Origin of the sequence: uncultured Aliiroseovarius sp., assembly GCF_947492455.1 — a bacterium.
Lineage (GTDB): Bacteria > Pseudomonadota > Alphaproteobacteria > Rhodobacterales > Rhodobacteraceae > Aliiroseovarius.
In genome coordinates this window covers 82,646-102,986 of record NZ_CANLNB010000001.1, presented here as the reverse complement: position 1 = coordinate 102,986, position 20,341 = coordinate 82,646, and the positions used below count along the sequence as shown (strand labels likewise).

Genomic DNA, 20,341 nt, shown 5'->3' with positions numbered 1-20,341 from the left:
CGAAAATGCTTAACGGGGCCGCACCCAAGCGTGCGTTGCGTCGCGGAAATGTGCGGATGTTTCCTTAGTAGAAACCCAACATGTCTTCGAAAAAAGGCGGGTCGTCGATGCCCAGAAACGCCAGTAGGTTCCTGTCGCCGACGTCATCCATTTCTCGGGGGTCTTCCAAGAATGTGGACCTGAGTGTTTGCTTCGCGGAAGGGTATCCGCCGCTTGGAAGAACATCGTGAAACAGGAACTCATCATCCGCAAAAGTGAGCGCGCGAATGTGGTCGGTGATGTGGCGGAACGCAAATGTGTCTGGATCAATATCGCTATCCAGACCGGGATCCGCGGACATGCTGTCAGCAGAACCAGCTTGGCCTTTAAGGGAGCGCTGTTCGATCTCGCTGTTGTGAGAGCCATTCAGGGTGCCAGAGCTTGCCATTGAAAAACAAATGGTTTCGATCTCTGGCGGGCTGCTGTCCGTCGGAGTGCCGTCCAAGTTTCCCGGGATGAATTCGAACCCGTTCGGCGGACGGTCCACTGTCAAAATGTCGGGTGTCTGGAAATGCGAGGCATCCAGCGACCCACCGCCCGCGCGATAGACATGCAGGACCTCGTTCCGATACGTCAGGATGGCCCCCCAACTGGTCGAGGTCACATCAAGCTGGCTGGCGTCATACAGCATGCGATAGCGGCTGAGATCCAGCGAATCCTCAGCCGGATCGAAATCGGTGATCGTATCCAGATTATCGTCGGCAGAAAGGACAAATACATCCGCACCCGCACCACCTGTCAGCGTGTCCGCACCTGCACCATCGCTGAGAATGTCAGCGCCCTCGGCGCCCACAAGAACATCATCGCCAAGGCCGCCATGAATGATATCGCTGTCGGTACCTCCGGTTAATGTATCCCCTGCGCCGCCGCCGATCAGCGTTACGCCCGCAGGATCTGGGTCGATCGTGTATTGGGTAATCCCCAGTTCGGTCTCGCTGGTCGCAAAGACTACGATCTGTCCATTCATGACGGTGGCCTCAAGGGCGGCGACGTTCTGAAGGGCGGTCATGTTGGTGTCCCAAACGGTGTCCAAATGGACCAGCGTGCCGTCAGGGAGCACCGTGAACAGGGATAGCCCATCGTCCGATCCGCCCGCGATAACATACAGGCGGCCCAGATGTTCGACCGTGGTCAGTTCGGATGCATTCGAGAAGCGCGTAAATTTGTTATCAAGGATGTGATCCGTCGGGGTAAGCGTTCCTGTTGCATCGACCGCAAAGACGGTCAGGGAAGAGCTGCCCGCGCTCGCCATGATGACGAAGGTCTGATTGCCAACCTTCCCGCTGGCCAGCTTTGTTGGCGTGCCGACCGGCAGGGATGTGGCGGCCGAATGCTCGGACACAAGGGACGGGGTGCCCTCTGCATTCAGCATATAGCTGGCGATGCCATCGCCCAAGGATGAGGCCATGATCAGAACCTGATGCGTTCCAAAGTCAATGGACTCGATATCGACTACATCCGGTTCTGACAGACTTGCAGGCTGGCTATAATTACCCTGCAGAATAAAGGTGTTCGCGGCATCAATTGTGTAGTGGTAAAAACCTTCACCGGTGATGCTGGCCGCGTAGATATGTGTCTCGCCGTCGATGACTGTCGCGTGCAGGGCCGTAAGCAGCCCCACCCCACTTGGGCCCCACTGATACGTAACCGGGTCCGATAGCGTTGCGCCGGGGGCGAGAGCCAGCCCCGCAATCCCCCAGTCGCTTTGGCCAAAGGTCAAAAGGGCAGTTGCGCCTTGGTGTGTTATGGGTTCCAAGACAGGGACAGAGGAGGACACCGCCCCCCCGCCGGTCCAGACCTGATCGGACAGCGTCAGCGTGCCGCCCGCGCCGATGGTCTGAATCATCGATCCGCTGGCCGAGGCGCTGATAGATACAAGATGTGCCTGACCATCCTGCCAGACGATCTTTAGATCCGTAATGCCCGATTCATATAGTCGACCGGCACCCGAGCTGGTGCCAGCGAAACGAAACATGGTCACCCCAACCACCCTTGTTTTCACCCACGCGCTGAATGCGCTCTTCAAGTGTGTTGGCTGGAGGTTAAGGACTGTTTACTTCTCGTCAGGGTTTTGTTTAGGAATTGTAAGCAATTGAAAATTAACAGGTTCTTAATGCAATCTTGCGGATACGCCTCGCCGTCGGTGTCGCGTGTCATTCCGTTGTGCTTACCCTTGTTTTGTCAGGGCTTTCTTGTGCGGCGGATCGCAGCGGATGATCGGGGTGCGCATCATGCGCGCCCGTTTCCCGTGGTGATACAGGTGACGATGACCCTCGTCGCTTGACCCTGCCGCGCCCGGTCCTTACCCATTGAAGTTCAAGGAGGAACGCCCATGCATAGTGCAGATGAAGCCCTGATCGTGATCGACGTGCAGAACGATTTCTGCCCCGGCGGAGCACTCGCTGTCGCGGACGGGGACCAGATCGTGCCCCTGATCAACGCCATGCTGCCTGACTTCGCCGTGAAGGTCTTCACGCAGGATTGGCACCCGGCGGGTCATTCGTCCTTCGCAACGTCCCATGACGGCAAAGCCCCGTTCGAGGTGACGGATATGCCTTATGGCCCCCAAGTGCTCTGGCCCGACCATTGCGTGCAGGGTACCGACGGTGCGGCCTTCCACCCCGACCTTCTGACCGATCCCGCCGACCTTGTGATCCGCAAAGGCTTCCGCCCACAGATCGACAGCTATTCCGCCTTTTTCGAGAACGACCAGACCACCCCCACGGGGCTGGAAGGCTACCTGCGCACCCGTGGTGTGACCAAGCTGACCATGGTTGGCCTCGCCACCGATTTCTGCGTTGCTTACTCGGCCATCGACGGCGCGAAACTGGGCTTCGACGTCACTGTACTTGAACCTGCTTGCCGCGCCATTGACCTTGATGGCTCGCTGGCAGCCGCCCGTGACAACATGCGCGCCGCTGGCGTCAAGCTGGAGGCGTAAATGGTCGATATTGCCACCCGCGTCTACAATCACAGCTTCAAAATCGACCCGATCGTCCGCTCGCTGATCGACACCGATTTCTACAAGCTTCTGATGTGCCAGTCGGTCTTCCGCAACAAGCCCGATGCCCACGTCACTTTCAGCCTCATCAACCGCTCGAAACACGTCCCGCTCGCCGACCTCATCGACGAAGGTGAACTGCGCGAGCAACTGGACCATATCCGCTCGCTGTCGCTGTCCCGCGGCGAAAGCACTTGGCTGCGCGGCAACACCTTCTATGGCAAACGCCAGATGTTCCGCTCCGACTTCATGGAGTGGTTCGAGAACATGCGCCTTCCCGCCTATCACCTCGAACGCGTCGGCGACCAATACGAGCTTACCTTCGAAGGCTCCTGGCCCGAGGTTATGCTGTGGGAAATCCCCGCGCTTTCCGTCCTCATGGAACTCCGCTCCCGCGCCGTCCTGCGCGGCATGGGCAAGTTCGAACTGCAAGTGCTCTACGCCCGCGCCATGACCCGCGCGTGGGAGAAGATCTCCGGGCTCCGCACCCTCGATGGCCTGCGCCTTGCCGATTTCGGCACAAGACGCCGCCACTCCTACCTCTGGCAGGACTGGTGCGTGCAAGCGGCGATGGAGGGGCTGGGCGACAGCTTCGTCGGCACCTCGAACTGCCACATCGCCATGAAGCGCGACATCGAAGCCATCGGCACCAATGCCCACGAACTGCCCATGGTCTACGCGGCCCTTGCCGAAGATGACGCCGAACTCGCCCAAGCGCCCTATGACGTGCTCGCCGACTGGCAGCAGGAGCACGACGGCAACCTGCGCATCATCCTGCCCGACACCTATGGCACCGAAGGCTTCCTTCAGAACGCCCCCGATTGGCTGGCCGGCTGGACCGGCATCCGCATCGACAGCGGAGACCCCGCGACGGGCGCCGAGATCGCCATCAACTGGTGGAAATCCCGCGGCGAGGATCCCACCCAGAAAATGGTCATCTTCTCGGACGGTCTGGACACCGACAAAATCATTGAACTGCACCAGCAATTCGCAGGCCGCGTGCGCACCAGCTTTGGCTGGGGCACCCTGCTGACGAATGATTTCCGAGACCTCGTGCCGGATAACGCCCTCGCCCCGTTCTCGCTGGTCTGTAAGGCGGTGAAGGCGAATGGGAGGGCGACGGTGAAGCTGTCGGATAACCCCAACAAGGCGATGGGGCCGGAAGACGAGATTGCTCGCTATAAGCGGGTGTTTGGGGTGGGCGAACAGGTCGGGATGGAGGTCGTCGTATAGTGGCGCCAACTGCGGTTGTTGGCCATCCTGTCGTTTGATCGATTCATCTAATGACTTCAGTAGGTGTCCAGCTATCGCGGCCTTACTGCTTCTGTAGCGAGATCCGTTGTGGACTGTTCGTGATCTCGCTTCCTGTTTGCGCTCAGTAACTTGCGCAAGGGGCGCGAGAATGGCTTTTCAACGGCAATGTTCACAAGCCATGCGGCGATAAGCGCGACGAAGATTGCAAGTATCGTGCTCGCCCAAAAACCCAGATGAGGGGCGAGATATTTGATCAGCTCATATCCGATTTCTTGGTGGAATAGGTAGAGTGGATAGCTGATCGCGCCCAGCGGGATTGCCAGCCGCGCCATCTTTGCGCTGGGTTTGGCGCGCAGGTGTACGATAACAACACCAGTGCAGAATAGCGCAGCTCCTAGGCCAACCCACCAAGGCGATCGAACTCCGTCAAGCATATCGATGAATTCGTAACCGTATAGGAACCCGTAGGATGCGGTGCCTAAATGCAGCGCAGCGATCAAGACGTTTGGGATTGTGGCTCCTTGTCTCTCGATCTGTGCGATGGAAATGCCAATCCCGAAGAATGATGCATAGGGAAAGAGGAAATACTTCGATAAATCAACGCCTTCTGGCGCAAGTGACATGGCTGTTCCCAGCAATGACACCACTATTATGACCAGCGAAACATGTTTGAATAGCCGCAGGGCCAGTAAAATTGCAACGAACAGGTAGAAGCGAACCTCATATGCCAGCGACCAGTACGAAGCGTCGATCATACCGCGTTCAAAATAGATCGGTACGAAAAGAACTGCATCCAAATACATGCGAGTGTATTCGCTGGCGAGCTGGCCTTGTGGGACGGGCTGCAGCAGGAAGGTGCATGTCGCGCATACGATCAGTGCCGGGTATAGGCGAGAAACTCGTGCGGCCGAGAAGTTGCGCCAGTTGTTTCTTTCTGCCGAGAAAAAAATCGTATAGCCGCTAATGACAAAGAAGGCTGGCACGGCAAGTGCGCCAAGCAGCATTCCAATCCAAAAGAGATCTGAGTCAGGCGCGTTCCCATATGGCGGGTGGATAATCTTGTGTATCGGCCCGATAAACAAATAGTGATATAGAACAACCGCAAAGGCCAAGTAGAACCGAAGGAGTTCGAGTCCAAGACGTTTTTCTATTGGCGATGTCACTAGGCAGAATCCAAGTAAATATCAGCGCCACGTGCTAATGGGCGGCTTCATGAAGTATTAGCACGCATTCAGCGCAAATCTGCAGACCGGGTTTAGTCGGATATTGAACCTATTGTCGGATCAATGCCCTTTCTTTTTGGTGGACCGCAGGGTTCAAGATGCTCGTGCATGATCGTAGCAGTAGGTCATGGAAACCCAAGCAAAAACACCGCTGCCCCCTCAAGAAGTTCAACATTGTGTTGTTGAGGTCTCTGGTAGATCTTTGTCTGTCACGCTGCTTTTAGCCCCCGAGAAATCTCCGCGCAGCGGTTACCGCTTTTTGGGTATAGCTGGTGACTTTCGGGTCGGCCGGATCATAGCGCGGGACCGCCCAGCCCATTGAGGCGAAGCGGCGCATCATTAGGAACATGGGCAGCAGGTCTTCCGCCTCTTGGCTCAGCGCGCGGTGGTCTCGATACCCCGCCAGCGCAGCCGCCTTGATCGCCTCATAGGCGGGTTCGTCTTCGTTCTGTGACAGCATCACCGCAAGGTCGTAAAGCCGAAACCCAAACCCTGCGTCGTCGAAGTCGATCAGGGTCAGCAAGCCCTTGTGAATAAACACGTTCTCTCGCAGGGCGTCCGCATGGATCAACCCGAAATCCGCGCCGTTCTCAAGATAGACCGTCGCCAGATCACGCGCCACGGCCCGCGCCCGCAGCACCATGTTGCGCTCGTCCTCGCGCAGCGCTGGGCACTCCCAAAACCGCCCCCAGAACGGGTCGTCTCCCAGCAGGCCGGGGATGTCCCAGCGGTGCCGTGTGAACCCGTCGGGCAGCGTGATATCATCGGTTAGGTTGTGCAGTTTCGCCAGTTCGGCGCCGACTTTGCGATACAGCGCGGCCTGATCCTTGACCGTACCCTGCAACGGCACGCCACTTTCCCCAATCGGGGCGCCCTCGACCCACGACACCATCGTCGCGCACTGATCGGACCCCAGCGAAAACACCAGATCGCCATCCTTCGTCGGGATGGGCGAGGGCACCCGCATGCCCTTCGCGGCCAGCGCAGCCATCCAGTCGAGCTCCGACCGAATGGCAGCTTCGGATTGATACCCCGGACGGTGCAGACGCAGTGCGGCGGGCTTACCGGAAATCCGCACCTCATGCACCGCGTTCTCGCGATCCTTGATCATCCGCACATGCTGCGCGCCCCACGCCTTGAGGGCCTGTTTCAAAGTGGTGCTCATGCGGGAACGGCTTTCAGCGCGGCGTCCAGCGTCTCGGCCAAAAGGTCGGCCTGCGCGCGGCTAAAACACATGGGCGGACGGATCTTGATCCCGTGATAATGCCGCCCCATCAGGTGCAACAGCACGCCACGATTGCGTACCTCTTCCACCAGATCTTTGCAGAACGTCGTCGCGCCTTCCGGGTCGCCGTCGCGCGTGAATTCGATGCCCATGAACATGCCTGCGCCACGCGTGTCTGCGATCATCGGGTGCGATAGTTCCTTAAGCAACCCCAACGCATAGTCGCCCGTGTCGCGTGCGTTTTGGACCAGCTCTTCTTCTTCGAGCACATCCAGAACCGCCATCGCCGCCGCCGCAGACACTGGGTTGCCGCCGAATGTGTTGAAGTACCCGAAACGGGTGCGGAATTCGGCCATGATCTCAGGCCGCGTAACCACGGCTGCCACCGGATGCCCGTTCCCCATCGGCTTGCCCATCGTCACGATGTCAGGCACCAACCCGATCCGGTCATGCCCCCAGAAATTACGTCCCGTGCGACCAAAGCCCGGTTGCACCTCGTCTGCGATGATGATGCCGCCGGCCATGCGGACCACCGCTAAGGTCGGGTCGAGGAAACCTTTGGGCAGCGTATGAAAGCCTTCATTGGCGAAAAACGGGTCGAGGATCAGCGTGCCGAAGCCGTACCCTGCCTCCTCCAGCTCATCAATCGCGCGCTGGATCTCGTCGGCAAAGGCCTGTGGCTGGGCCTCGGCGCTGCCGCCCAGCGGAGACAGCGTATCCGGCGCGGGCACCTTCTTGACCCAGTCCACCGGCCCGCCAATCGGCGTGCGCTTTGACGACATCTGGCTGACCAGATCGGTGTTGCCGTGATAGGTGTTGTCGGTGCAGATGATGCCCACCTTCTCGGTCATCGCGCGGCCCATGCGCAGGGCGATGTCGTTCGCCTCGGAGCCGGTGCAGACCATGATCATCGTGTCCAGCCCGTGATCCATCGTGCCGGTCAGACGCTCGGCATAGTCCAGAATGCCCTCGTGCAGATAGCGCGTGTGGGTGTTCAGAGTCGCGGCCTGCTTGGTGATCGCCTCGACCACTTTCGGATGGGCGTGACCGACATGCGGGACGTTGTTGTAGCAGTCCAGATAGCGGTTCCCATCCGCATCCCACAGCCACGTGCCTTCACCGCGGACAACGTGAACGGGTTCGCGATAGAAGGTGGTCATGTTCGGGCCAAGAAGCTGCGCGCGCCGTTCCAGGATCGAAGAGGTGTCCGCCATGTCATGCTCCGCTGTGCTGGGTGTTCTGCGCCGACTATGCCAGCTTGCTGGGCGCAAAGCAAATTAATTGCGTTGTTAAGTAAGTGGCGTCAGTCGTCGGTGACCCGCCCGCGCAGCGCTTTGACCTGCCCGCGCTTGGTTTTGGCGTCCATGCGACGGCGCTGGGATCCCTTCGTTGGTTTGGTGGGAATGCGCCGCTTGGGCGCGACCAGCGCTTTGCGGATCATCTCGGCCAGACGTTCGGCGGCGATCTCGCGGTTGCGGGCTTGGCTTCTTGTGTCCTCGACCCGGATGGTGATGGCACCGTCCTGCGCCCATTTGCGCCCGGCGATCCGCTTCAGACGTGCTTTCACCGCTTGCGTCAGATGGGGCGAACGGGCGGCCTCGAAACGCAACTCGACGGCGGTCGAGACCTTGTTCACGTTCTGCCCGCCGGGACCAGAGGAACGCGAAAAGCTCTCGCTCAGCTCCCAATCTTTCAGGGTGATATCGTCATTCACGCGGATCATGGGGGCACCGTAGCGAATTGAGACGGGGACGGGAATGGGCGCAACGAAAAAGGGCCGCCCAGCAGGACGACCCTTTCGAGAATGTAGGAGGTGGGACCGGTTAGACCTGGGTCAATTCGGCCCGCGTTCCGTTCCGGGGGCTGCCCCGAAACGTCGCGATCTAGATTGTCCCGGCACCTCGCTCCGTTGTATCTCTTGACATGGACACCTCCTTTCTCGCTGTTTCTATATCTAGGAGCGTGCCACATATTTTGCGTTTGTCAAAACTTTTCACGCAGGATTTGGTGAAAGTTTTGTGACCAAGACGCGGAACGGCACCAATGCCAGCAGGGCAAGGGCCAGTTTCACCATCCAGTCAGCAACCGCCAAAGACACCCACAGCGGGGCCATCGGACCTGCGCCCAGAAGCGGCAAAACCTCGCCCGCCCAGCTGACGTCATTAGCGGGTTCAAGGAAGGTCAGCGTGCCCGAGAAGGCGATGGTGAAGAAGATCGCGGTGTCCACCGAGCTGCCGATCAGGGTCGAGACAACCGGCGCGCGCCACCAACGGCCTTCGCGCAGGCGGTCAAAGATCGCGACGTCCAGCAGCTGTGCGGTCAGGAAGGCAAGGCCCGAGCCCATAGCGATGCGCAGGGTCACAAGCGGACCGAACTCGCCCATGATTTGGGTGCCGATGAAGCTGCAGATCACGCCGGTGATGAAGCCGACCAGAACCACCTTACGCGCCGCGGACACACCGTAGACGCGGTTCATCACGTCGGTGACAAGGAAAGCAAGCGGGTAGGTGAAGGCGCCCCAGGTCAGCCAGTTGCCGAACAGGAATTGCACCAGAATGTTTGAGGCCACGACGATGGCGGCCATGGCGATTACGCCAGGAAGAAGACGGGTCATGTTGTTGGTCCGTTTTAGCAAGGTTGCGGAGACTTGGCCCCTGCCGATCAGGGACGGAGTGCTCTTACAGGGACGAAACGGACAGATCAACCCTTGTAAACAAGGGGGATGTCGCGTCAGTTCGCGACCTTGTTTGTGGCGGGGGCCGGGGTCGGGACCACATATTCGACGAATTCAGTGGTCTGGTAGAACTTGAAATTGTCGTCCGACACCATGGTCAGGCGGATGTTTCCATCTGTGTCGCGCCAGACGGCCAGGCCTTCCAGATTGTCGTGCAGGCCGACGGGGGTGCGCAGCAATTCCACGCCGTTTTTGAACCCCTCTGGCGTGATGTCGAAGCGACGAACGCGGTTGGTGAAGCCCAGAATGCCGCTGAGGTGACGTTCCAGCAGATAGAACTTTCCATCCGGGCCAATGTCAGCGCCGACCGGCAGGTAGGGTGCAAAGCGGGGGATCGAGAAGGGCTTGTCCCATGTTTGGCTACCGGCACGCAGGCGATAGACCGGGAACGGCGAGCCCTCGACGCCCGTGCGTTCGGGAATGGTGTAAAGCGTGCCGTCGCGTTCGATGGCCAAGGCCTCGAGCGACGAGTTGTTTTGCAATCCCTTGAAGTCTGGATGCCCTTGTAGCGCGCGGCCCTTCGTTCGTAGGCCGGAAAAGCGCATCACACGGTGTTTGGCCTCGAAACTGACGAAAATTGGACCGTCCATATGGGTGGCCAGCCCCTCGCTGTCAGCGCGGAAGCGACCGAGTGGAGTGCCTTTCGGGGATTTCAGCGGGCCAAGGCGCGTGGTGTTCAGGCCTTTGATCACGCCCTCTTCGCGATTGAAGCTGCCCCGGGCGATATAGCCCCGGTCAGTGATCGCGATGAAATCTTTGCCGTCGTCGCTGACTTCTAGACCAGAGAATCCGCCGAAATTCTCGCCGGTGCCATGCCAGCGATAGGCGGACACCAGTTGGGCGTCCGACACAGGCTGCGCCCCAAGATCAAGCGCAAGAAGCGCGGCAAGTGCCGCTATCGCGATGACAATACGGGTCCGCATTGGTTGGGAAGATCCTTAAGGGTCAGGGGGCCGCGGGGTTTGCGCGGCGTCGTGTTTTTCGGCGCAGGTTTGGGGTGCAGAATATCTTGTACCCATTTCTCGGCGTCTTTGCAGCCATCCCCGGCGGGCGGCGGCGCTTGGTTCACGCAGCCCTTCACGCCCTTGGGGCAGGAAAGTCGCACGTGGAAGTGATAGTGATGCCCCCACCATGGGCGAATTTTGCGCAGCCAGCGGCGGTCGCCCTTGGCGTCCTTGCACATCTGTACCTTGGCGCCGGGGAAGACAAAGATCCGCGCGACGCGTTTGTCTTTGGCGGCGGCCTTGATGATCTCGTGATGGGCGCGGGTCCAGTTGTCGTTCACATAAGCGCCCTTTGACCGGCGGGTCGAGATGGACGACAGCGCCTCGCGCTCGGACGCGGACAGGTTCAGGCGTTTGGGCGGCAGCATCCAGATATCGGCATCCAGCCCGATCTGGTGCGAGCGGTGCCCGGTCAGCATCGGCCCTCCGCGCGGTTGGCTGAGGTCGCCCACGTAAAGCCCCTTCCATCCGGGTTGCTGGGCGGCTTTGCGCGACAGTTTTTCCACGAAGTCGATCAGCTCGGGGTGGCCCCAGTTGCGGTTGCGCGACAGGCGCATGGCTTGCCATGTCGGCCCGGTCTCGGCCAGTTGCTCGGCCCCGGCCAGACAGCCCTTGGCGTAGGACCCGAACGAGGCCGACCGGCTTGCGGTGCCATTGCGGGCTGCGCCGAACAGCTCTTTCGCAGGTGTTTGGGCCGCCGCAGGCGCCCCGGTCAGGGCAAGGCCAGTAATCAGGATGAGCTTGTGAAACAGTTTCATATGAAGACCTACGCGTGAGTGCCTTTGGGTTTAACCCAGATCAATAGGACAAGTCCCAGTACAAAGAGCCCGATAAGCGGGGAGACGCCGAGCTGCTGGCTGCCCGTCGCCGCCGTGATGATGCCGATCAGGAAGGGCGCAAGAAAGCTGGTGGCCTTGCCAGCAAGGGCATAGAGGCCAAACGCTTCGGTCATCCGTTCCGGGTTGGCTTGGCGGACCATCATGGTGCGGCTGGCCGATTGCAGCGCGCCACCCGCGGCCCCGATCAGCGCGCCCAGGATGTAGAAGCCGATGTCGGGCAGCTTGCTGTCAGGCTCGACCGGCATGCCAAACACGCTCTCGCGTGAGATGAAGACGATGCAGATGGCGACGAAGGTCAGCACCAGAATGCAGGTGGTGATGACGGGCTTCGGGCCAAAGCGCCGGTCTGCGCGACCGCCGATCCATGCAAAAATCGCACCGGTGATGATCGCCAGAATGCCGAAGATGCCCACATCAACCACGGACCAGTTCAACACGCCCGCCGCGTAGATGCCGCCGAACGTGTACATCCCGTTCAGCGCGTCGCGATAGAACATCGAGCTGCTGAGATAGGCAAACAGGCTGGGCGAGCGGGGCAGAGATTTCAGAGTTTTCCATAGGCTCGCCAGCGCGTGGCGCACCAACAGGGGGTCGCTGCTGACCGGCTTCGGATCACGTACCCACAGGAAGAACGGGATCATGAACAGAGCGTACCAAACTGCGGTCAGCGGGCCGACAAACCGCGTGCCCTCTTTCGCAACGGGGTCCAGCCCGAAGGGGGGCGTCATGCCGATCAGGGTTTTGCCGTTCTCTTGTTCAACGAACAGCAGCAGCATGATGATCAGGGTCAGCAGACCTCCGATATAGCCAAACGCCCAGCCATTGCCGGAAATGCTGCCGATTTCCTCGCGCGAGCCAAGGTCGGGCAGCATGGCGTTGGTGAAGATCGTGGCGAACTCCATCCCAATCAGGCCGATGCCGAACAGGATCAGAATAAGCGTCATGTTGAAATTGTCTGGGGCTGCATACCACAGCCCGAAACTGCCGATCACATACATGACCGAAAACAGCCAAATCCATCGCAGACGATTGCCCGAGTTATCGGCGAAGGCACCCAGAATTGGGGCGAGGATCGCGATGATCAGGCCGCAGGTGCCAACGGCAAAGCCCCAACTGGCCTGCGCCTGTGCACCATCGCCCACCACGGTTTTGAAATAGGGGGCGAAGACGAAGGTCAGGATCAGCGTGTTATAGGGCTGGCTGGCCCAATCGAAAAAGAACCATCCCCAGATGCGCTTGCGTGCCGAGATCTCTGCCATGTTTGCCCCTGAGAATGCCTGTGTGCTTTTTTTCGATCAAACAGGGAAACAGGCGCGCGGGCAAGGGGATTACATTTCGGGGGGCCAAGGTCTCGTTGCGTCAGCCGCGATCCAGGCTTGCACCCATTCGGGCAGCGCAGGTGCCGGTCCCGCGTGGCCAATGGCCGTCCGCACCCTGTCCGTAGACACAATTCCGCTGCGATCCGTGACGGCCGAGCGATAGACGATCTGGTTCGCACAGTCACCGCCCAACCACATGCTCTGTTCCACATAAAAGAACTTGTCGTCCCACCCGACCAAGCGGCTGCGCATCTCGAACCGCGCGAAGGTGCGGATGCGCTTGCGATAGCGCACGCTCGCGCCCGCCATGGTCAGCCCCCAGCGGTTCTTGATCAGGGTGCGGCTTAACCCGGTGCGACCTGCAAGCGGAATGCGGCCCAGATCGTACATGGTCAGGGTGCGGCCATTGTTCAGTTCGCGCCACAGGTCGATATCCCACGGCCAGCAGCGGTGGTGGCTGATGTGGACGCCATCAACAGGCAGCGGCTCTGCCTTGGCGAATTTGACCATCTCTTTGATCATGCGGACGAAGGGGTACATGGGGGCTCCTTTGATTGTGGTTGCCCTGCCGCGCCTTTCCCCAAACGTCAATGCCAACCGCGCGTCACCCTTGCTCTTGCGCGTCAGGCGACCTAGATGGGTGTGACCAACATGCAAGGAGCCGACATGATCAGCATTCTTAAAATCCTTCTGATGCTTACCGAAATTGCTTGGTTCATCCTGATCGTGCACATCGTCATGTCGTGGCTGATCAATTTCCAGGTGCTGAACCTGCGCCAGCCGATCGTTGCGCAGATCTGGTTCGGCCTGAACAAACTGCTCGAGCCGATCTATTCCCGCATCCGTGGCTTCCTGCCCAATCTGGGCAATCTGGATCTGGCGCCGCTGGTCGCCCTGATTGCACTGATGGCCATTCGGATCGTGCTGAACGACGCTTTGTACTCGGCCGCCTACTAACCCCTTGCTGCCCACGCGCGGGCATGGGATTGTGCTGTCAAAACACCGAGCAGCACACACATGCCCCGCGACCTTGATCTTCTGAAATCCGTTTTCGGCTTCGATGACTTTCGGCCCGGTCAGGCCGAGATCGTGCAGGCCGTCTGCGATGGTCAGAACACCTTGGCCATCATGCCAACGGGTGGCGGAAAATCCCTTTGCTTTCAATTGCCTGCGCTGGTGCGTGACGGGGTGACGGTGGTGATTTCGCCGCTGATTGCCCTGATGCGCGACCAAGTCCGTGGGCTGCAGGCGGCGGGCGTTTCTGCTGGGGCGCTGACCTCGGGCAACACGCAGGAAGAAACCGATGCGGTGTTTGACGCGTTGGAGCGCGGCGAGCTGAAGCTGCTGTATATGGCGCCCGAGCGTTTGGCCTCGGGTGGGACGTTGAACCTTCTGCGCCGGATCGGTACCAGCCTAATCGCCGTGGATGAGGCGCATTGCGTCAGCCAATGGGGCCATGATTTCCGCCCCGACTATCTGCGGATAGGCGAGCTGCGCCGCATGCTCGACGTACCCCTCGCCGCCTTTACCGCGACCGCCGATGAAGAAACCCGGGCCGAAATTGTCGAGAAACTGTTTGACGGTGTCCCGCCCGCTGCGTTCCTGCGGGGCTTTGACCGACCCAATATTCATCTGGCCTTCGCCGCCAAGAACTCACCCCGACAGCAGATCCTGTCCTTCGCCGCCGCGCGCAAAGGTCAGTCGGGCATCGTCTATTCCGGCACGCGCGCCCGGACTGAAACCTTGGCCAACGCTCTGCGCGATGCGGGCCACGCTGCTGTACATTACCACGGCGGCATGGAGCCCGATGATCGCCGCGAGGTCGAGCGCCGCTTTCAACAGGAAGACGGGCTGATCGTCGTTGCCACCGTTGCCTTCGGCATGGGGGTCGACAAGCCTGACATCCGCTGGGTTGCCCATTCCGATCTGCCCAAATCCATCGAAGCCTATTACCAAGAAATCGGCCGCGCAGGTCGCGATGGCGCGCCTGCCGAGACGTTGACCCTGTTCGGTGCCGACGACATCCGCTTTCGGCGCACCCAGATCGACGAAGGGCTCGCCCCGCCGGAACGCCGTGCGGCGGATCACGGGCGGCTGAATGCGCTTCTGGGTCTGGCCGAGGCCCATGGCTGCCGCCGCCAGCAGCTTCTGGCCTATTTCGGGGAAGCGGCTGAACCTTGTGGGAATTGCGACCTGTGCTCCAACCCGCCTGATCTGTTCGACGGAACGGTCGACGTGATGAAGGCGCTGTCGGCCATTCTGCGCACCGACGAAAGCTTTGGCGCCGGACACCTGATCGACATTCTGCGCGGGACGATGACGGATCGTGTGCAGGAACGCGGCCATGACAGCCTGCCGACCTTCGGGGTGGGGCAGGACCATACAAAGCCCATGTGGCAGGCGATCTTCCGGCAGATGTTGGGGCTGGATCTGGTGCGGCCCGATCCGGAACGCCACGGTGCGTTGCGCATCACGCAAAAGGCGCATCCGGTGCTGCGCGGCGAGGCGCAGGTCACGCTGCGGCGTGACACGTTGAAGGCCGCGCGCCGCCCCGCTGCCAAGATGCTGGTGTCCGAGGAAGACGCGCCGCTTTTGTCTGCCCTCAAGGCAAAACGCCGCGCATTGGCCGAGGCCGCCCGCGTCCCCGCCTATGTGGTCTTCACAGATAAAACCCTGATCGAAATGGCCGAAACCCGACCCGCCACGTTGGACGACATGGCGCGGATTGGCGGCGTTGGCGCGAAGAAGCTGGAAAGCTATGGCGCAGACTTCCTTCAAGTCATCGCAGGCGCGGTCGAGCACATGCACCCCGCCCGTCGCAAACTGGCTGGCCGCGCGGCAGGCAGTCTATTTGACCGGCTGCAGGACGCCGCGACGGAATTGTTGCGCGGCGAAGATGGCACCGGCAAGTACTTGACCATCGCGCCGGGCACCTTACGTAAAATTGCTGAACGCAAACCGATGAGCATCGGAGATCTTGGCCGCATGCCGGGGATGAATGATGCCAAAGCCGAACGATTCGGCCCCGCGTTTTTGGAAATTCTAAACGAAGAGGACTGATATGCTGGTTGTGGTGTCTCCTGCCAAACGATTGGACGAAAAACCGGCCCTGAACGGGGCGGGTACGCGGCCTCGGTTCTTGGAGCAGGCTGAAATTCTGGCCGAAACCGCACGCGGTGTCGGGGCGGAGGGGTTGGAGAAACTCATGCATATCTCGCCCAAGCTGGGCGCGCTGAATGCGGAACGCTTCGACGCGTTTGGCAGCGGCGAAGGAGAAAAGCCGGCGATCGAGATGTTCGCGGGGGATACCTATGCAGGCCTTGATGCACCCAGTCTGGATGAAGACGCGTTGCGCTATGCCGACGACCATCTGTGTCTTCTGTCGGGCCTTTACGGCCTGTTGCGCCCGCGTGACCAGATCGCGCCGCACCGGCTTGAGATGGGCACGCGGATGCAGAACCCGCGGGGCAAGAACCTCTATGAATTCTGGGGACCGCGCATTGCGGATGCGTTGAATGCGGCCGCGGACGAGACCCAAAGCGAGGTCTTGGTGAACTGCGCCTCGGTAGAGTATTTCTCGGCTGTGCAGAAGGACCGTTTGGCGCTGCGCGTGATCACGCCCCAATTCATGGAGATGAAGAACGGCGCGCCGAAGGTGGTCAGCTTCTATGCCAAGAAAGCCCGTGGATCGATGGCGCGCTATGTGGTGCAAAATCGCCTGCGCGATCCTGCGGCCCTGACCGAGTTCGATCTGGGTGGGTATCAATACCAACCAAAGATGAGCACCCCGGACCAGCCTGTTTTCTTACGCGACGAGGGGTAATCAGACGTCGTCCATCGGCGGCGTCGCACCCTCGGGGCAGCTTTCCATGATCTCGTCAAAGATGACGGGTTTGCGCAGGGGTTTGGTCAGGTAGTTGTCCAAGCCGTAGGCCATGATCTCTTCTGCGTCGCCCGGCATCGCGTGCGCGGTCAGGGCGACGATGCGGGTGCGGGGCATGTTCTGATCTTGCTCGATCAGGCGAATGCGACGGGTGGCTTCTTTGCCGTCGACCTCGGGCATCGAGATGTCCATGAAGATCAGATCGGGTTTGAAGTCCAAGAACGCCTCGACCGCCTCAAGCCCGTTATTGGCAAAGCGTAGGTCGATGTTCAGGGATTTAACCAATTTCGAGAAGACCAGCTGGTTGGTCTTGTTATCCTCGGCGGCCAGCACGCGCATTTGGCGGGCGGCAACCTTAGCCTGGGTGTCTGAAACCGGGAGGGGCTCTGCGATCGGCGCGGATGCGGCGGGGGGCCACGTTGTCGGTGCGGGCGCATGGCCGAGCCGGTTGAGCGTGTCAAACAGCTCTGTGCGCAAAACCGGCGTGTGCAGGGTGAACGCAGTAAGCGCCGTGCAGCCGCAATCCGGTTCGCGTTTTTGCGGGGGGGTCAGAAGGATCAGGTCGCAGTCGGGAAATGTGGCATTCAGATTGCGTAGCGGGTGGCTATCAAGGGGTGTCGTAGGACAAAGAGCCTCGTCCACGAAAACCAGCCGAGCGCCGTGGCAGATATCCATTAAATTGGCGGTCGCTGAGGTCAGCGTGACCTCAAACCCCAGTGCGCGCAGGCGCTTTTCTAGAATGGCCTTGTTCAGCCCGTCGGTCAGGGCCAGCACGGCCTTGCCCGGTGTATCCGGCAGATTGGGTTCGACCACATGTTCGAGCGCGGGCAGCGAGATGTTGAACCCAAAGCACGAGCCCTCGCCTTCTTCGCTTTCCAGCCAGATCTCACTGTCCATCAGCTTGACGAGGCGCTTGACGATGGCAAGGCCCAGTCCGGTGCCTTCATAGCGGCGATTACGCTCGTCCTCGACCTGATTGAACTCGCCAAAGATGTGCGCCTGCATGTCCTTTGGAATACCGATGCCACTGTCTTCGACCGAGAGATGCACGCGGTAATCCTTGTCATCGTCAGCAGGCAAGCCGATTGCGCGGACCAGTACGTGCCCTTCCGAGGTGAATTTGACCGCGTTGCCGATCAGGTTGGTCAATATCTGCCGCAAGCGTACCGCGTCGCCCATAAACTTCGTGGGCATGAACAGGTCAAAATCAATCGACAGCTGGATGCCTTTCTCTTGCACGGTGGGCTGCAGCAGGGTCACCACGTCCAGAATGGTCTTCTCAAGGTCGAAGGGTTCCGGGTGGAGCGCCAGCTTCGCGGCTTCGATCTTCGAGTAATCCAGCACGTCGTTGATGATCGTCAAAAGCGCCTCGCCGGATTTTCGGATCGTATCCACATAGAGGCGCTGCTCGTCGTCCAATTCACTTTCGGCCATCAGCTCGGCCATCGACACGACCCCGTTCATCGGCGTGCGAATTTCGTGGCTCATATTGGCAAGGAAGGCGGACTTGGCGCGGTTTGCGGCCTCGGCACGGTGGCGGGCCTCTTTCAACTTGGTTTGATAGGTGATGGTTTCGGTGATGTTCAGCCCAAGGCACACCATATCCCCATCGCGCGAGCGTCGGTCGATCAGCCGGATATGGGTGCCGTCCCACAGGCGCAAATTCAGTGGGTCGCGCTTGGGGGCATGCCAGCGCGCCAGCATCATATCGCGCCACGCCAGCGGGCGCAGGTCGCCAATGTCGACGATGCCTTCTTCTGTGGCGATGTTCAGGATGTCCACATAGCGGACCCCCGGCGCCACGCAGGTCAGCCCGTCGAAGGGTTTCAGATAGGCGCTGTTGGCGGCGATCATGCGGTCGGTCTGATCGAAGACGGCGAAACCATCTTCGATGGTCTCCAGCGAATCCCAAAGCCGCCGTTTGGCAATCACCACTTCCTTATTGGCACGCTCTAGGTCTGCGCGGACCTGGGTGTTCTCCCCTTTGATTTCCTCGACGACCTCGCGGGTCTCGGTAATCTCGTCCGACAGTGATAATGCGTGCAAAGACAGTATCCGGTTGGCATCCGATAGCTCGGCCTGTTTCTGGGCCAACAGCCGTTCAGCGGCCATTCTGGCCCGCCGTTCCTGTGCAAGAATATCTTCGATTTTCATCCCCGGTTCTCCGGTCTTCCGATACTGTCCAAGGCAGCATCGTCGATCACGGTGAACAGGAACTTAACAAGACCCGGAAAACTTGAGGCGCACGGATCCGGCAACGAAAAACCCCGGCGCGGGGCCGGGGTTTGGGATCTTATTCGTCGTCGTCTTCTTTCGAGTCCGGCAGGTTGAAGAAGCTGTCTGCATCGGGCAGTTCTTCCTCTTTCTCTTCCGGTGTGTCCGACAACGAGAAGGTTTCCAGCCCTTCGATGGCGCTTGGCATCTTGGGCTCGGTGTCCATGGCCAGGCTCTGCTCGGTCGAAACCAGCTTGCGGCGTTCGTCATCGGACATCACGCCACCCTCTTTGGCCTGCTTGGCAGCGGCTTTCTGAACGGCCTGGTCCAGCTCGCTCTGACGGCACAGACCCAGGGCAACCGGATCGATCGGTTCCATGTTCTGGATGTTCCAGTGGGTGCGCTCGCGGATTGCCTGAATGGTCGGCTTGGTGGTGCCCACCAGCTTGGCGATCTGGGCGTCGGCCAGTTCCGGGTGGAACTTCACCAGCCACAGGATCGAGTTCGGACGGTCCTGACGCTTGGACAGCGGCGTATAGCGCGGGCCACGGCGTTTTTCTTCACCGGCGGCTGCGGCATAGAACTTCTGCTTCAGCTTGTGCAGCGGGTTCGCTTCGGCCTTGTCGATCTCTTCTTGATCCAACTGGTTGTTGGCTACCGGATCGAAACCTTTAACACCGGTGGCGACGTCGCCATCCGCAATGCCCTGCACTTCCAGCTCGTGCAGGCCACAGAAATCCGCGATCTGCTTGAAGCTGATCGTCGTGTTGTCCACCAGCCAAACAGCGGTGGCTTTTGCCATGATCAGTTTGCTCATCTGAACACTCCTTACGATATCGGCCCGGATACAACTTTCCCGCGCCCTGGCTGGGCTGTCTGGCGTCTTCTGACCTTCCAGACGGGTTTCCGTTGTCGGGGAACTTGGGGTCTATATAAGGAAGGAAGCTGAAAGAGGGAAGGGCAAATGCGTCAACTGGTCCTAAGCGGCTTGATCTGGCTGAGTGCAGCATGGGCCTGCGTGGCCGAGGGCGAACGCGCCGGGGATTTCGATTACTACGTCCTGTCGCTCAGTTGGTCTCCCAACTGGTGTGCCACGACCGGCGACCGGCGCGGGTCCAAGCAATGCGACCCCGACCGCGATCTGGGCTGGGTCGTGCACGGGCTGTGGCCGCAATACGAAGACGGCTGGCCGAGCTACTGCAAAACCGCCGTGCGTGCGCCGTCCCGCGCGATGACCGCAGCACAGGCTGATTTGTTCGGCACGGGCGGGGCCGCATGGTATCAGTGGAAGAAGCACGGGTCCTGCGCGGGCATTGAAGCGGCGGTCTACTATGACCTCGTGCGAAAGGCATTTGGCGCAGTGAACCGCCCCGAAGTGTTCCGCAAACTGACCAATCCCGTGCGCTTGCCAGCATCCGTGGTGGAAGAGGCCTTCCTTCAGGCCAATCCCGACTGGCACGCGGACATGCTGACCATCACCTGCAAAGCCGACCGCATCCAAGAGGCCCGCCTGTGCCTGACCAAAGACCTAGAACCCCGCGTCTGCGCCCGCGACGTGGTGCGCGATTGCACGGCGCAGCGGGCGTTGCTGGATCCGATCAAGTAA

The 20,341-nt window shown here is 60.1% G+C and carries 18 protein-coding genes; 6 read left to right on the top strand and 12 right to left on the bottom strand.

Translation table 11 applies throughout. From position 1 onward, the window contains the following. Window positions 1-64: 64 nt before the first annotated feature. Window positions 65-2,014 carry a hypothetical protein gene (locus Q0677_RS00555; protein ID WP_298904840.1) on the bottom strand — a complete coding sequence of 650 codons (1,950 nt, stop codon included), beginning with the start codon at window positions 2,012-2,014 and terminating at the stop codon, window positions 65-67. A 357-nt stretch (window positions 2,015-2,371) separates the two neighbouring features. Here Q0677_RS00555 and pncA point away from each other — a divergent pair, with 357 nt between their 5' ends. Further along, on the top strand, window positions 2,372-2,980 hold the full coding sequence (pncA, locus tag Q0677_RS00550; protein ID WP_298904835.1) for a bifunctional nicotinamidase/pyrazinamidase: 609 nt from the start codon (window positions 2,372-2,374) through the stop codon (window positions 2,978-2,980). After that, window positions 2,981-4,273 (top strand): nicotinate phosphoribosyltransferase, encoded by a 1,293-nt coding sequence (gene pncB, locus Q0677_RS00545; protein ID WP_298904832.1) that lies wholly within the window; start codon window positions 2,981-2,983, stop codon window positions 4,271-4,273. 71 nt (window positions 4,274-4,344) lie between these two features. Here the strand turns inward: pncB and Q0677_RS00540 are convergent, their stop codons facing one another. The 9 genes from Q0677_RS00540 to Q0677_RS00500 all read right to left on the bottom strand — a co-directional run bounded on the left by Q0677_RS00540 (window position 4,345) and on the right by Q0677_RS00500 (window position 13,178). Beyond that, window positions 4,345-5,457 (bottom strand): acyltransferase, encoded by a 1,113-nt coding sequence (locus Q0677_RS00540; RefSeq protein WP_298904829.1) that lies wholly within the window; start codon window positions 5,455-5,457, stop codon window positions 4,345-4,347. 280 nt (window positions 5,458-5,737) lie between these two features. After that, on the bottom strand, window positions 5,738-6,682 hold the full coding sequence (locus tag Q0677_RS00535) for a phosphotransferase (protein WP_298904827.1): 945 nt from the start codon (window positions 6,680-6,682) through the stop codon (window positions 5,738-5,740). Next, the gene (locus tag Q0677_RS00530) at window positions 6,679-7,956 is read right to left on the bottom strand and encodes an aminotransferase class III-fold pyridoxal phosphate-dependent enzyme (protein ID WP_298904825.1); all 1,278 of its coding nucleotides are present in this window, start codon (window positions 7,954-7,956) and stop codon (window positions 6,679-6,681) included. Before Q0677_RS00530 ends, Q0677_RS00535 begins: the two co-directional genes overlap by 4 nt. A gap of 89 nt (window positions 7,957-8,045) precedes the next feature. Beyond that, entirely contained in the window at window positions 8,046-8,465 is a 420-nt protein-coding gene (gene arfB, locus Q0677_RS00525; protein WP_298904823.1) for an alternative ribosome rescue aminoacyl-tRNA hydrolase ArfB, read from the bottom strand. Between the two features lie 270 nt (window positions 8,466-8,735). Then, the gene (locus Q0677_RS00520) at window positions 8,736-9,356 is read right to left on the bottom strand and encodes a queuosine precursor transporter (RefSeq protein ID WP_298904821.1); all 621 of its coding nucleotides are present in this window, start codon (window positions 9,354-9,356) and stop codon (window positions 8,736-8,738) included. 116 nt (window positions 9,357-9,472) lie between these two features. Beyond that, window positions 9,473-10,399 carry an esterase-like activity of phytase family protein gene (locus tag Q0677_RS00515; RefSeq protein ID WP_298904819.1) on the bottom strand — a complete coding sequence of 309 codons (927 nt, stop codon included), beginning with the start codon at window positions 10,397-10,399 and terminating at the stop codon, window positions 9,473-9,475. After that, a complete protein-coding gene (gene mepA / locus Q0677_RS00510) occupies window positions 10,372-11,238 on the bottom strand; it encodes a penicillin-insensitive murein endopeptidase (protein ID WP_298904817.1) in 867 nt (288 codons plus the stop codon). The genes Q0677_RS00515 and mepA overlap by 28 nt, the downstream gene beginning before the upstream one ends. Before the next feature lie 8 nt (window positions 11,239-11,246). Beyond that, a complete protein-coding gene (locus Q0677_RS00505) occupies window positions 11,247-12,578 on the bottom strand; it encodes an MFS transporter (RefSeq protein ID WP_298904814.1) in 1,332 nt (443 codons plus the stop codon). Window positions 12,579-12,647: 69 nt separating this feature from the next. Further along, window positions 12,648-13,178, bottom strand: coding sequence for a thioesterase family protein (locus Q0677_RS00500; RefSeq protein WP_298904811.1), 531 nt, complete (start codon window positions 13,176-13,178; stop codon window positions 12,648-12,650). A gap of 126 nt (window positions 13,179-13,304) precedes the next feature. Here Q0677_RS00500 and Q0677_RS00495 point away from each other — a divergent pair, with 126 nt between their 5' ends. The 3 genes from Q0677_RS00495 to yaaA are packed head-to-tail and all read left to right on the top strand — an operon-like array spanning window position 13,305 to window position 16,461. Beyond that, complete coding sequence (locus Q0677_RS00495) at window positions 13,305-13,595, top strand: YggT family protein (RefSeq protein WP_133486758.1); 291 nt, start codon at window positions 13,305-13,307, stop codon at window positions 13,593-13,595. Between the two features lie 60 nt (window positions 13,596-13,655). Continuing rightward, window positions 13,656-15,698, top strand: a complete 2,043-nt coding sequence (gene recQ, locus Q0677_RS00490; protein ID WP_298904802.1) for a DNA helicase RecQ — start codon at window positions 13,656-13,658, stop codon at window positions 15,696-15,698. A gap of 1 nt (window position 15,699) precedes the next feature. Beyond that, a complete protein-coding gene (gene yaaA / locus Q0677_RS00485) occupies window positions 15,700-16,461 on the top strand; it encodes a peroxide stress protein YaaA (protein ID WP_298904800.1) in 762 nt (253 codons plus the stop codon). Here yaaA and Q0677_RS00480 read toward each other — a convergent pair whose 3' ends face one another. Continuing rightward, window positions 16,462-18,675: an ATP-binding protein gene (locus Q0677_RS00480; RefSeq protein WP_298904797.1), complete on the bottom strand. Its 2,214-nt coding sequence runs from the start codon at window positions 18,673-18,675 to the stop codon at window positions 16,462-16,464. It lies immediately after the preceding gene. A gap of 139 nt (window positions 18,676-18,814) precedes the next feature. After that, a complete protein-coding gene (locus tag Q0677_RS00475; RefSeq protein WP_298904795.1) occupies window positions 18,815-19,552 on the bottom strand; it encodes a cell cycle transcriptional regulator TrcR in 738 nt (245 codons plus the stop codon). Between the two features lie 147 nt (window positions 19,553-19,699). Between Q0677_RS00475 and Q0677_RS00470 the strand changes: the two genes are divergently transcribed. Continuing rightward, the gene (locus Q0677_RS00470; RefSeq protein ID WP_298904793.1) at window positions 19,700-20,341 is read left to right on the top strand and encodes a ribonuclease T2; all 642 of its coding nucleotides are present in this window, start codon (window positions 19,700-19,702) and stop codon (window positions 20,339-20,341) included.